Consider the following 13,175-nt stretch of genomic DNA (forward strand, 5'->3'; position numbering starts at 1 on the left):
GCCACAGGCTCGACGGGCGCAACTGGCGACACTGGTGCAACTGGAGCAACCGGTGCCACGGGCTCGACCGGTGCCACCGGTTCGACCGGTGCGACGGGCGCCACGGGTGCAACTGGCGCAACAGGTGATACGGGGGCCACTGGTGCGACTGGAGCTACCGGCTCGACGGGTGCCACAGGCTCGACTGGTGCTACCGGAGCAACTGGCGCCACGGGTTCGACCGGCGCAACCGGCTCGAACGGCGCCACGGGCTCGACAGGTGCGACTGGTTCGACTGGTGACACGGGCGCCACTGGTGCTACCGGAGCAACCGGCTCGACGGGTGCCACTGGAGCAACCGGTGCCACGGGTTCGACCGGCGCAACCGGCTCGACAGGTGCTACCGGCTCGACCGGCGCCACGGGCTCGACAGGTGCAACCGGCGCAACTGGTGACACGGGCGCCACTGGTGCTACCGGCGCAACCGGCTCGACGGGTGCCACAGGCTCGACGGGCGCTACCGGAGCAACGGGCGCCACGGGTTCGACCGGCGCAACCGGATCGACAGGTGCTACTGGGTCGACCGGCGCCACGGGCTCGACGGGTGCGACTGGTTCGACTGGAGCAACCGGCTCGACCGGAGCAACTGGTTCGACGGGCGCCACGGGCTCGACAGGTGCCACAGGCTCGACCGGCGCGACTGGGTCGACGGGTGCGACCGGTTCGACTGGTGCTACCGGAGCAACCGGCGCAACGGGCTCGACCGGTGCGACTGGCTCGACAGGTGCCACGGGCTCGACGGGTGCGACTGGCTCGACGGGTGCTACCGGATCGACCGGAGCAACTGGTTCGACCGGCGCAACCGGCTCGACAGGTGCCACCGGCTCGACGGGTGCTACCGGAGCAACCGGCGCCACAGGTGCGACCGGCGCAACCGGCTCGACAGGTGCCACAGGCTCGACTGGTGCTACCGGAGCAACCGGTGCCACGGGTTCGACCGGCGCAACTGGTTCGACGGGTGCTACGGGTTCGACGGGTGCCACCGGCGCGACAGGCGCAACCGGCTCGACGGGTGCTACGGGCTCGACAGGAGCAACCGGCTCGACAGGTGCTACCGGAGCAACCGGTGCCACGGGCTCGACCGGCGCAACCGGCTCGACAGGTGCTACCGGAGCAACCGGTGCCACGGGTTCGACCGGCGCAACCGGCTCGACAGGTGCCACGGGCTCGACGGGTGCAACTGGATCCACTGGTGCCACAGGCTCGACGGGTGCAACTGGAGCAACCGGTTCCACAGGCTCGACAGGTGCGACTGGCTCGACTGGTGCTACCGGAGCTACCGGTGCCACGGGTTCGACCGGCGCAACCGGCTCGACCGGCGCAACCGGATCGACCGGGGCCACGGGCTCGACGGGTGCAACTGGAGCAACCGGTTCCACAGGCTCGACAGGTGCCACAGGCTCGACCGGTGCTACCGGAGCAACCGGTGCCACGGGTTCGACCGGCGCAACCGGCTCGACAGGTGCGACTGGCTCAACTGGAGCAACCGGTTCGACCGGCGCAACTGGTTCGACAGGCGCCACGGGCTCGACAGGTGCAACCGGTGCGACGGGTGATACCGGGGCAACGGGTGCAACTGGCGCAACGGGTGCGACCGGCGCTACCGGAGCAACTGGTGCCACGGGCGCGACTGGTGATACCGGGGCAACCGGTGCCACCGGAGCAACCGGCCCCACAGGTGCGACTGGAGCCACGGGTGCAACCGGAGCGACTGGCGATACCGGAGCGACAGGCGCCACGGGTGCCACCGGCTCGACCGGTGCAACCGGCTCGACGGGTGCTACAGGCGCTACCGGAGCCACCGGTTCGGCCGGTCCGACCGGGCCTACCGGACCGACGGGCCCGGGCGGTGGAACCGGCGATCATGGTGGTCAGCAGGGCAATAACGGACACGGCAATGGGCAACAGCCACCGCCCGGCAATTCCGGCGACCACAACAATGGCGACAACAGCGGCCATCAGGGACAGGGCAACTCTGCAGGTGGCCAGGGCAAGGGAAATGGCGGCGGCAACAATGCCAATGTCACGGCCAGCACGCTTGGCCTCAAGGACACCACGCAGTTCCTGTCGTCCGGTTCCGGCGGCAATGGCGGCGGCAAGGGCGATTATACCTCGCTCCGTTCCCTCGTCGGAATGGCTGGAGGTTCGGTTGCGACCGATCTTCTGGGCGCCCTCGGCAAGGTCAGCGGGTTTGGCCAAGGCAAGGGTGGCGGCGCAAGCACCGACCCGAACCTGGATACGACCAAGTCCGGCGTGGGCCATACCGACAGCGATCACACGGCCAAGTCGATCCTGAAGGATCTGCTGAAGCCGCAAGGGTAAAAGGAAATGTCGACCGGCGGCTCAGGACAGCCGCCGGCTCAAGACGGAACATGGAACGCGCGGGCTCCTTCAAAGGACGGCCCGCGCGTTCACCATGTGGAAGTAAGTGGGGTTGCGAGAGTCGCAAGGACGGCCCGCTCAGGGTATAAGGAGGTTGCGGGTGCCTTGGACTAAGCGTCCCGATTGAGGATGCCCCGGCATTCGTTTGCGTGGTGGAAGAAAACTCGATGGTGAGCGTGCCTTCGAATCCCGGGATCAAGGCTGTTCCGGTGCCTGCCGAAGCCGATGCCGGCGTCGCCGAGGCGACCGCGAGCAGGGCAGCACATTTCGTCCCGGGCGGCCCGGCCGAGATCGACCATCTGAACCCTCGGCTGAAGGCAATGCTGCGAGCCGCCCGTTATCACGGTGTGGAGCTCGATCCGAACGATTTCAAAGGCGCCGGCGTGACTGCGGCGGACCTATCCGAATGGGCTGCAAACGCAGGCATGTGGTCGCGTGCCGTGCGCATACGCTGGTCCCATCTGTTGCGTTTTCACGAGGCCGGGCCCGTCGTACTTCTGCTCGGCGATGGCGGTGCCGTAATTCTCGCCGGAGCCAGCGCCGAACGGAACGTGGTCTTCCTCAAAAGCGTCGATGCGCCTGAAGCGGAAGGTCCCGTCGCAATCGATGAGTTGCGGCTGTCGCAGGTGTGGACCGGCGAAGCCGTGCTGTTGCGCGCGGCTCGCTCCTACGTTCCGGCAGACGCGCCATTCACGCTCAAATGGCTGGCGGAGCTTGTGCGGCTCGAAGGCCGGCCGCTGCGCGACATTGGCATCGCGTCCGTCACGCTCAGCGTCCTGACCATCCTGCCGCCGCTCATCGTCATGACGGTTGTCAATAAGGTGCTGCAGTTCAACAGCATATCGACGCTGGTGCTGCTGTCGGCGATCATCGGTGTCGTGTTCGCATATGAGACGCTGCTTGGCCACGCGCGGCGCTTGATCATCAATGTCGTCGGCGCGCGCTTGGATACCAAGTTGCAGCTGCATGTTTTTGGCCGGCTCCTGCGGCTGCCACTCGACTATTTCGAGCGACATCCGGCCGGCGAGACGATGTACCATCTCGCTCAGATCTATCGCATCCGCGAATTCATGACGGGAAAGCTGCTGAGCACGCTTTTGGACTTGATCACGCTTTGCGTGCTGGTGCCGGTGATGTTCTATGTCAACAGCGCGCTTGCTTGGATCGTAGTCGCCTGCGCAGTCGTGATCATGCTGATCATCCTTGCCTTCCTCAAGCCCCTGCGCGGTAGATACAAGCAAGTGGTCGAGGCCGAGACCTGGAAGTCGGCTGCGATCGGTGAAACCGTCGTAGGGATCAAGACCGTCAAGGCGCTTGGCCTGGAGCCGCAACGTAAGGCGCTCTGGGACGACCGCGTGGCGGAAGCGGGCAAGGCGCGCCTGGCGTTTGGGCGGCTTGCCAATTGGCCGCAAACACTGGTCACGCCGATCGAGCGGGTGATGGTGCTCGGCACCATGCTCATCGGCGCCTATCTGGCGATGAACGACAGCTCCGGCTACATGGTGGGCGGCCTGTTCGCATTCATGATGATCTCCCAGCGCGTCGCGCAGCCCCTGGTCGGGCTGGCGAGATTGGTGGAGGATTATGAGGAGGTCGGAGCGGCGATCGGCGAGGTTGCCTCAGTGCTCAACCGGCCGTCGGAAACGAGTTCGACCGCTGCGGGCCTGAGGCCAAAGCTGCGCGGCCAGATCACGTTCAGCGACCTGAGCTTCAGCTACACCGGCACCAAGACGCCCGCACTCGACCGTGTGAGCTTCGACATTCCGGCCGGCACCATGTTCGGGATCGTGGGACGCAGCGGGTCGGGAAAGTCGACCATCGCGCGCCTCCTGCAAGGCATTAACCGGGACTATACGGGCTTCCTCAAACTCGACGGGGTCGACCTCAAGGAGATCAACCTGCGTCATCTCCGCAGGGGCCTTGGCGTGGTGCTGCAGGACAACTTCCTGTTCCGCGGCTCGATTCGTGACAACATCATCGCTGGAAGGAACGGCCTTACGCTCTCGGATGCGATGCGCGCCGCGCATCTTGCCGGCGCCGAGGAATTCATCGAGCGGATGCCCAACGGCTACGATACTTACATAGAGGAGGGCTCGCCCAACCTGTCCGGCGGTCAAAAGCAGCGCCTGGCGATTGCGCGAGCTCTCATTCATGACCCGACAATCCTCATCCTCGACGAGGCGACCAGCGCGCTCGATCCGGAAAGCGAAGCCGTGGTCAATGCCAACCTGATGCGTATCGCCAGCGGCCGCACGATGATCATCGTCTCGCATCGTCTTGCCTCGCTGACCGAGTGCGACCAGATTCTTGTCATGGACCAGGGCAAGGTGCTCGATGTCGCGCCGCATGCGACGTTGCTCGAGCGATGCTCTGTGTATCGCCAGTTGTGGTCGCAGCAAAACCGGCATCTCGATGGACGAGGCGCTCGCCCGACCGTCGTGCCGCCTAGGCTGATATGAACATGTCTTCTCAAGTGCGGTCCGGCCCATGAGCAGCACCTCTCTCATAGCTCCATCTTCCCGTTGGCGCATGAAGAGCCCCGACCCGACGACTCCGGCAATATTGGAGTTTCAATGGCCGTCGACTGCTGTCGCCAACGCGCCGATCCCGCTGGTAGCACGCGGCATCGTATGGATTATCTTCAGCCTCGTCATTGCGCTGATCGTGCTCGCCTGGCTGATACCGGTCGACCAAGTGGTAACGACGCGCGGGCTCGTGGTTTCACAATCGCCCAACATCGTTGTGCAGCCGCTGGAGACGGCGATTGTCCGTTCCATTGAGGTGCGCGAGGGACAGCGCGTCAAGGCTGGGCAGATACTTGCCCGCCTGGATGCCACCTTCGCATCGGCGGACCTTGCTGCGCTCGCCACGCAAGTGTCGACGCTCGAGGCGGAGGTCGCCCGATTGAAGGCGGAAGCGGCGGGCCAGGTCTTCAGCTACGATGGCCTGGATCCGAGCTGGACCCTGCAGGCATCGATATTCGAACGCCGCAAGGCTGTCTATGACGCAAAGGTCGAGAATTTTGACCGCCAGCACGATGAGCTGACCTCGGTAATCTCGCGTTCGCAATCGGACGCCGACGGCTATCGCCAGCGATTGGCCGTCGCGGCTTCGATCGAGCAGATGCGCAAGCAACTCGAAGCGAGGCAGGTGGGAAGTCGTCTCAACACGCTGCTGGCCCAAGACAATAGCGCGGAGATGTCGAGGGCGCTCAGCAACGCCGAGCAGACTGCGGAAGCTGCAAAGCGCCAGCAGGCCGCAGTGGCAGCGGATCGTGACAGCTTCATTCAGGGCTGGCGGGCCGAAGTCTCTCAGAGCCTTTCGGAGGCAAGCGCGCGGATGTCCGATGCCCGCGAACTGCTCAACAAGGCGAAGCTCCGTAAACAGCTGGTCGAGCTGAAGAGCGAGTCGGATGCCATCGTTCAATCGGTGGCGAAAGTTTCGGTCGGTTCGGTCCTGCAATCCGGCGAGCGTTTCTTCACGCTGGTGCCGGCCGACGCGCCGCTCGAGATCGAGACGAACATCGTCGGGCGAAGCAGCGGTTTCGTGCATGTCGGCGATCCGGTCGTCATCAAGTTCGACACCTTCCCTTATTCGCAATACGGTCTCGCCCATGGGACGGTGCGGGCGCTCAGCCCGGATTCGTTTTCGGCGCAGGAGCAGGCACGGGATCCGAACAATTCCCTCGCCATGCTTCCCTCCGAGCCGTTCTACCGGACGCGGATTTCCCTCGATCAGGTTGCCCTACATGGCGTGCCAGCCGGTTTTGCGGTTACGCCCGGTATGCCGGTCACAGCCGATGTCAAGGTCGGCCAGAGAACGGTGCTAAAATACATTCTTGGCGCGATGCTCCCTGTCAGCCAGGAGGCGATGCGGGAGCCGTGATGGTCAGCAGGTTCTCGACGGATGGCGATACTTGATCGGCTGGCAAGCATAGCGTCCCCGGCAGTCGCCTTCCGCCGGGCGATCAAACTTGCCGACAACGGAAGGGCCGCCGAGGCCTTTGCGCTGATGAGCGTCGCGGCTCGCGCGGGCATCGTCGAGGCGGAGTATCGAGTTGCTCGGAGCTACCTCGAAGGAACAGGTGTGCCTGCCAGTCGGTCGGAGGGTGCGCGCTGGCTCAAGCGGGCAGCCGAGCATGGAAACGTCGAGGCGCAGTCGCTTCTGGCTGCTCTTTACGTGAGTGGGCTTGCATCGGCGGAAGATGAACCGGGCGTTCAATCACAACGCCTGTTCCAACGCGATTCCACCGGCGAGCCGGACTTTGCCGCAGCGCGTGCTGTCGCGGAGAAGGCAGCTGCTGCAGGGTCCGCAGCCGGGCAAGCCATCCTTGGCTATATCCTTACCAGCGGTCCAGAGCATATGCGCAACGCAGATGCCGCACTTCACTGGTACGAGAAATCGGCTGCCGGCGGCTCTGCCGAAGGAGCTCTCGGGCTAGCCCTTTCGCTCGCGCGGCTTGGTGATCCCGCCAAGCGAGGAATGATCGTGAGTGCCGTTCGGCAGGCCGCCAGCGCCGGCTTGCCGACGGCGATCTATCTCCTGGCCGTGCTCAACGAGCAGGGGATAGGCGTGGAACGCAATCTGCCCGAAGCCACTCGGCTTTATCAGGAAGCCGCGGAAGGAGGCTTGGCCGCAGCTCAGTTCCGACTGGGGCTGGCGCTGATCGAAGGCGGACTCGTCAAACCCGACCCGGATGCCGGCGAAGCGTGGATGCGCCGTGCCGCGCTCACCGGCAACACCGAGGCAGCGTATCTTCTGGGCGAACGTTACGTGCAAGGCGGAAGGCAGGACTTCGTAGAGGCTGCAGCATGGTATCGGAAGGCTGCGGAGGCCGGTCATCAAGCCGCGTCCCGCGCTTTGGCGTCCCTGTATCTTACTGGAAACGGCGTAGCGCAGGATTCGGAGGAGGGTGCGCGCTGGCTGCGAGCAGCCGCCGAAGGCGGAAATCTTGAAGCACGGACCGACCTCGCAAATCTCGTTCTCGAAGGAACGGGCGAACCGGTTGACCGTGCAAGCGTTGCTCGTTGGTTTGAAGAGGCTGCATCTGCAGGCGATCTGGTTGCCGCGTTCAATCTAGGGCTCTGTTTTGCCAACGGCGTTGGCGTCAGCCAGGACGAGACACAGGCGGCGCAATGGCTGAGGCGCGCCGCCGAAGGGGTCCCCGAAGCACAGTATATGTACGCGCGAGCCCTCCAAGACGGGCGCGGCGTGGCGCCGGATCCGAAGCAGGCTCGCCTATGGTATAAGCGGGCGGCCCAAGCCGGCTTTCCGGACGCGCAGGCTGCCCTTGGAGAAATGCTGCTCAACGGACGAGGTGGCCTACCGGAACCTGCCGTGGCGGCGCGGTTGTTCGAGCGCGCAGCTCTCGCCGGTCATGTTGGGGCGATGTTTGCCCTCGGCGCGCTGTACGAGTCTGGCCAAGGTCTGTCTTTCGATCCTAAGGCGGCACAGAAATGGTTCGTGGCCGCAGCCGAGGGTGGACATGGGCACGCGCAACTGATGCTGGGCCGATATCTCTCCAAGGGTATCGCCGGTGAGCGCGATCCCGCCGCTGCCCGGGTTTGGTACGAACGGGCAGCTTCCCAAGGTGTCCACGAGGCTGCTGACGAGTTGGCTGAAATCGAGTTAGCCTGAAAGCTTCCATCGCGTTTTCAGCCCGATCAAGAAGCGCGATCTGTGTTCAAATGTCGCAGATTTCGCCGGCCGATCTGGCAACGAGCTGCCGGCCCGACAGTTTCAAATGTATCCACAATAGATTGACCGAGGATTCATAACCACCCCCTCGACCTTCAACCTGGAAGTACTCCAATGGATGATGTAAGTAGCTGACAGCATTGTCTTATTAGGAAATTTGATGGCGGAGAGAGCGTCTTTCGATTTCATGCCTATAGCATTGAAATTGTTGATTGTTTGCTGCTCATTGTTACGCGGTTTGTTACACAGAAAACGTTCAGTGTGGATATGGTACAAATAGAATTCCCACCCTCACCACCCGATTGATAGGCGATAAGCTTTCCTGCGCAACCTCGATCACGTCTGGTGAACAGAGGTGATGGTGCCCCAGAAGCGGAATCCAAGCGCAAGAAATTCCGGCTTGTTTCCAGGCTGTTGACTGCCAATCCCAGGCAACAAAGCCAACAAAAAACCAACGAAATATTTCTCTGGATCGCTTCGGTTCACGAATCGTTTGCGCGTCAAGGCGACTTGCACTGTTTCGGTCGCGAGGGGAGTCGTTGGGGCGAGCAGATACCGGTTTCTCCGTCGAAGTGCCAAACGCCTCCAGCCGCGCGCTCGAATCGTCGAGGAACATTCTTCTCTCCGCGCTCTTCGGGAGACGTTTCTCGGGATCGCGACATGTCGATACTTGGATGGATTCTCGGCCGCCGGCTGGCCAATCAGGAACAGTCGCAGCGCAAGATCGGAGTTTTCGAAGGCGTGCCGGCGATGGGTCTCGACGGGATGGGCTCGTCCGCTTACGGCCCTGAAGCTGCGCTGACGATCCTGATCCCGCTCGGCGCCGCAGGGCTGTCCTATATTGGACCCATCATGGGCGCCATCGTCGGGCTGCTCGCCGTCCTCTATTTCTCTTACCGCCAGACCATTGCGGCCTATCCCAGCAATGGCGGCGCCTACATTGTTTCGCGCGAAAACCTTGGCCGTAATGCCAGCCTGCTCGCCGCCTCTGCGCTGATGGTTGATTACGTGCTCAACGTCGCTGTCGGCATCTCCGCAGGCGTCGGCGCGCTGGTTTCCGCGCTGCCCTCGCTGCACGCCTACACGCTTTGGCTTTGCCTCGGCATCCTGCTCCTGGTGACCGTCGTCAATCTGCGCGGCACGCTTGATGCCGGCCGGCTGTTCGCCTTGCCCACCTATCTCTTCGTGGCGAGCTTTCTGGCGATCCTTGCGATCGGCGTCTGGAAGGCGGCCCTGGCGGGCGGCCAGCCGTCGCCGGTAATTCCGCCGCCGCCATTGCCGCAGCCGACCGAGAGCGTGGGCCTGCTGCTCTTGATGCACGCCTTCGCCAGCGGCTGCACGGCGATGACCGGTGTCGAGGCGGTCAGCAACGGCATGATCGCCTTCAAGGACCCGGCCGTGAAACACGGCCGGCGCACACTGGCGGCGATCTGCCTGATCCTGGGGCTTCTGCTTGGCGGAATCGCCTTCCTGTCGGCACGCTATCGCCTCGGCGCGATGGACCAGGAGAAGGACGGCTATCAGAGCGTTCTTTCGCAGCTTGCGCATGCCGTGGTCGGCGACGGTATTTTCTATTACGTCGCCATCGGGAGCCTGCTCTGCGTGCTCGCGCTTTCAGCCAACACCAGCTTCGTCGACTTTCCCCGCCTTTGCCGCATTGTGGCTGAAGACGGCTATCTTCCCAAGCCCTTCGCAATGGTTGGCCGCCGGCTGGTTTTCTCTGTCGGCATACTCTACCTGAGCTTCACCACGGGGCTGCTGCTGGTGGTGTTTGGCGGCATCACCGACCATTTGATCCCGCTCTTTGCAATCGGCGCCTTTCTGACCTTCACGCTGTCGCAGACCGGCATGGTGCTGCATTGGGTGAGGGCGCTGCGGACGGAGATGGGCCCGAAGCGCGCTGGCCATCGTATGCATCTGGCGATCAACGCGCTCGGCGGCGCCATCACCGCCTTGGCGCTCGTCGTAATCGTCATCGCCAAATTCAGGGAAGGGGCCTGGATAACGGTAATCGTCATTCCTCTGGTGATCGTCCTCCTGCGGCTGGTGCGGCGCTATTACGACCATCTCGAGGCCGGTTTGCGCGAGCCTGGAAAGCTCAATCTCGGCAACACTCAACCGCCTGTCGTTCTCGTCGTGACCCAGCAGTGGAACAGCATGACCGACAAGGCGCTCAGCTTTGCCTTTCAGTTGTCGAAAGATGTCATTGCCGTCCATGTGGCGCGCCTGTCGGGTGAAGAGAGCGACGAAGAGCGCGCAATTCGCGGGAGGTGGTCGAAGGATGTGGAAGCGCCGGCGAGGGCGGCTGGCCTGCGCCCGCCCCGCCTGGTTCTCCTCAATGCCGATTACCGGCTGATGTACGAGCCATTGCTGAAGGAGACCAGGGTGCTGCGAGACGAATTCGGTGGCCGCACCATCGCGGTGCTGCTCCCGGAGGTGGTGCCGCCCAATTGGTGGCAGTACATCCTGCATACCCATCGTGCTCGCCGGCTGCACGCCAAACTGCTCGAGTTCGGCGGATCGGACATCGTGATCATTTCCATGCCTTGGTATATCGAGGAGCCGAGGATCGAAGCGACCCATTGAATGTTGCCGCTTCCATCGATGGAGCCCCTTGGCCAAAAGTTTCGGCCGAGCGATGGAAAACAGGAACGTTCCTTTTCCTCAGGCATTCTCCCTAGTCTGTATCTCATCCATTCCTGTTGCTGGGCCTGGAAAATTGTCACCCAGAGAGCAAAATTTGTCGAACCCTGACGCCGGTGAAATCTCCGTCGTCGATCTTATTCCTGCCTTGCGGGCCTTTGCGCGAACGTTCTGTCGGGTGCCCGATGACGCCGACGATCTGGTGCAGGAGACATTGACCAAGGGACTTGCCAACCTGGACAAGTTCGAGCCGGGCACGCGCCTGAAGTCCTGGCTCTTCACGATCATGCGCAACACGCATTACACGCGCATCAAAGCCGCGGCCAGGGAGGCACCCGGGCTGCTTGACTGCGCCTCCAGCCGGCCAATCTCGGAGCCGTCGCAGGATTGGTCCGTCCAAAGCAAGGAAGTGCATCGAGCCATCCAGAAACTGCCGTCCCATCAGCGTGAGGTTCTGGTGCTGATCGGCGTGCTGGGCGTAAGCTACGAAGAAACCGCTGAGATATGCGGTTGCGCTGTCGGCACCGTCAAAAGCCGTCTCAATCGTGCCCGTGCCGGTGTTCTGGAGTTCCTCGGGGAAAGCTCGCCGCAAGCATTGATCGAGCGACGACGTCAACTTTCGGACGACCATTGGGACACCGAAGGCGCAAGACGCTAAAGCCAGCCTACCGGCGCTGAGTTGCTTGCAGGACTTTCGCCTTTCTCATCAACGAAGCCCAATTCAGGCCGAGCAGGGCAACAAGTTCAAGCGCTTGCGTTTCGGTGGTGCCCGTCGTTGCGACCAGCCGCCGAACGAGTTCGTCCACTTCCGGGGTTCTGCCATCCTGCGCCATCGGGATGACTCCTAACCGGCTACAACGATTCACTTATGTTAATGTTCCACTGGTCATGCTGGCACAGCGCAGTCACTGCCAATGCCTTCGACCCGGTCTCGGAGGACGGCACGCATCCTTCGCTGGAGAACTTCAGCCGGGCTCGGCCATCATATTGCGCTTTTCGATCAGTGCGTTCTGCAGTTCGAGTGCAAGCCTCGTCAGCCGGTCAGGGACCTTCTCCCGCTCGATCGCGGTTAACAGGGATGCGATCTCCTGGTCCAGGCTCTGGATCGCCTGGACGCAAAGATCGCGCTGGCTCCTGCGAGACATCGCATTCTCTCAACAATAGAGACCCCATACCCCACCGGCCTTTGCAAGGCGCCGCCGCAAGCTGCGGTGGTCCCGGATACTGTCTTCGGATTTCGTGGCAAAGGCGATCCTCGGGCCTGCACTTATTCCCTCGGAAGACGGTTCGCCGCGTGGTCCTGGTACTGATCGGATTTGATCCGGTTGCCGTCCAAACCGCGTTGCTCCGTATGCTGCTTCTTGTCCCGATTGGACAGGACCTCGTTCTCGCCGACCATGTCCTTGTCGAGCGTCGTCTTCGCTCCGGTTCCGGAGCCCTTGCCCTGGCTGCCCCGGCCCATATGCTTCTTGCCGCCGGTCGCCATTGTTCGTCTCCCTGGTCTGCCTGCGTGAAACTGTTCGGCGACCGAACTGCTGCCGGCGTGTTATGTTCCGCCGCCACGGCGGATAAGGAAGACCGTGCCGTCCCAACTGCGGAAAGGCATTTCGCCGTTGACCAGGACATCCATGCCATAGGCACTGGCAAGACCGTTGATATCGCGGGAAGCGATATCCGGCGACGCCCGATAGGAATAATTGAGGATCGCTGCCATCCCTCCCGGCCGCAGCACGCGCGCGATCTCGCCGAAATGCCGCTCGGCAACACCGGCAAGCACCAGGTAAGGAAAACTGTCGAGAGCAAGCACGTCGTCGAAGCTTGCCTCGGCAAAGTCACCGAGATCCAGGCCCGAGGTGACGCGAAATTCCACATTGGCGACGCCGGCGCATCGCCGGCGCGCGATGGCGATCATCCCGGGCGAGATATCGATGCCGACGATAGATCCCGCCATGGCGCCAAGCGCATGTTCGAGGCGCCCTATGCCGCAGCCGATGTCCAACATGTGTTTGCGGGCGCCGAGCATGCCTTGCCGTTCCAGCCACAAGGCAATCTCGCCGGTTGTGGCCGAGAGCCTGTCCTCGTCGCCCAACGACGACAGTTGCACGCTGGCCGCCGGGGAGATGGCCGCCGCCCGATCGAATCCACCGGCCAGCCGCGCGACGATTACGGCAGCCGGCTCGCCGTCCGGGCGATCATGCGACACGCAGGCAGCAGCCCTGCGGACGGCGTCAAAGGCGTCGGCCTTGTTACAAAGCATTGTGGCGATCTCTTCCAACCAGTACTGCCGGGGCACATGGCTCGGGCGCATCTTCAGGGCGATATTCGCCAACTGCGCCGCGCTGGTCGTATTATCGATATGGACAGCCAATCTCGCCAGCGCGTTGTCGACGGAAAGGCCGTCCAACATGCAATCC

10 protein-coding genes and 1 pseudogene are annotated in these 13,175 nt (G+C 63.0%); 6 read left to right on the forward strand and 5 right to left on the reverse strand.

Features of this window, described 5'->3' with window-relative positions; genetic code table 11:
- The 4 genes and pseudogenes from CK230_RS28730 to CK230_RS28745 form a co-directional block, all read left to right on the forward strand.
- Positions 1-2,361: pseudogene (locus tag CK230_RS28730) on the forward strand (hypothetical protein); the annotation flags it as partial.
- Between the two features lie 227 nt (positions 2,362-2,588).
- Entirely contained in the window at positions 2,589-4,880 is a 2,292-nt protein-coding gene (locus CK230_RS28735) for a peptidase domain-containing ABC transporter (protein ID WP_095820250.1), read from the forward strand.
- A gap of 70 nt (positions 4,881-4,950) precedes the next feature.
- Complete coding sequence (locus CK230_RS28740) at positions 4,951-6,306, forward strand: HlyD family type I secretion periplasmic adaptor subunit (protein ID WP_095820183.1); 1,356 nt, start codon at positions 4,951-4,953, stop codon at positions 6,304-6,306.
- A 21-nt stretch (positions 6,307-6,327) separates the two neighbouring features.
- Positions 6,328-8,058 (forward strand): SEL1-like repeat protein, encoded by a 1,731-nt coding sequence (locus tag CK230_RS28745; RefSeq protein WP_095820184.1) that lies wholly within the window; start codon positions 6,328-6,330, stop codon positions 8,056-8,058.
- Between the two features lie 316 nt (positions 8,059-8,374).
- On the opposite strand, the gene CK230_RS32845 is transcribed toward CK230_RS28745, so the two are convergent.
- Complete coding sequence (locus CK230_RS32845) at positions 8,375-8,734, reverse strand: hypothetical protein (protein ID WP_141246130.1); 360 nt, start codon at positions 8,732-8,734, stop codon at positions 8,375-8,377.
- A gap of 44 nt (positions 8,735-8,778) precedes the next feature.
- On the opposite strand from CK230_RS32845, the gene CK230_RS28750 reads away from it, so the two are divergent.
- Together CK230_RS28750 and CK230_RS28755 are read left to right on the forward strand one after the other, a co-directional pair.
- A complete protein-coding gene (locus CK230_RS28750; protein WP_095820185.1) occupies positions 8,779-10,704 on the forward strand; it encodes an APC family permease in 1,926 nt (641 codons plus the stop codon).
- Between the two features lie 154 nt (positions 10,705-10,858).
- The gene (locus CK230_RS28755) at positions 10,859-11,419 is read left to right on the forward strand and encodes a sigma-70 family RNA polymerase sigma factor (RefSeq protein WP_095820186.1); all 561 of its coding nucleotides are present in this window, start codon (positions 10,859-10,861) and stop codon (positions 11,417-11,419) included.
- A 7-nt stretch (positions 11,420-11,426) separates the two neighbouring features.
- Here the strand turns inward: CK230_RS28755 and CK230_RS33335 are convergent, their stop codons facing one another.
- The 4 genes from CK230_RS33335 to CK230_RS28770 form a co-directional block, all read right to left on the reverse strand.
- Positions 11,427-11,594: a hypothetical protein gene (locus tag CK230_RS33335; RefSeq protein ID WP_176480262.1), complete on the reverse strand. Its 168-nt coding sequence runs from the start codon at positions 11,592-11,594 to the stop codon at positions 11,427-11,429.
- Between the two features lie 132 nt (positions 11,595-11,726).
- On the reverse strand, positions 11,727-11,906 hold the full coding sequence (locus tag CK230_RS28760; protein ID WP_095820187.1) for a hypothetical protein: 180 nt from the start codon (positions 11,904-11,906) through the stop codon (positions 11,727-11,729).
- 122 nt (positions 11,907-12,028) lie between these two features.
- The gene (locus CK230_RS28765; RefSeq protein WP_095820188.1) at positions 12,029-12,247 is read right to left on the reverse strand and encodes a hypothetical protein; all 219 of its coding nucleotides are present in this window, start codon (positions 12,245-12,247) and stop codon (positions 12,029-12,031) included.
- A 60-nt stretch (positions 12,248-12,307) separates the two neighbouring features.
- A complete protein-coding gene (locus tag CK230_RS28770) occupies positions 12,308-13,168 on the reverse strand; it encodes a class I SAM-dependent methyltransferase (protein WP_095820189.1) in 861 nt (286 codons plus the stop codon).
- Between the last annotated feature and the right edge of the window lie 7 nt (positions 13,169-13,175).

It is taken from the genome of Mesorhizobium sp. WSM3859 (genome assembly GCF_002295065.1).
GTDB lineage: Bacteria > Pseudomonadota > Alphaproteobacteria > Rhizobiales > Rhizobiaceae > Mesorhizobium.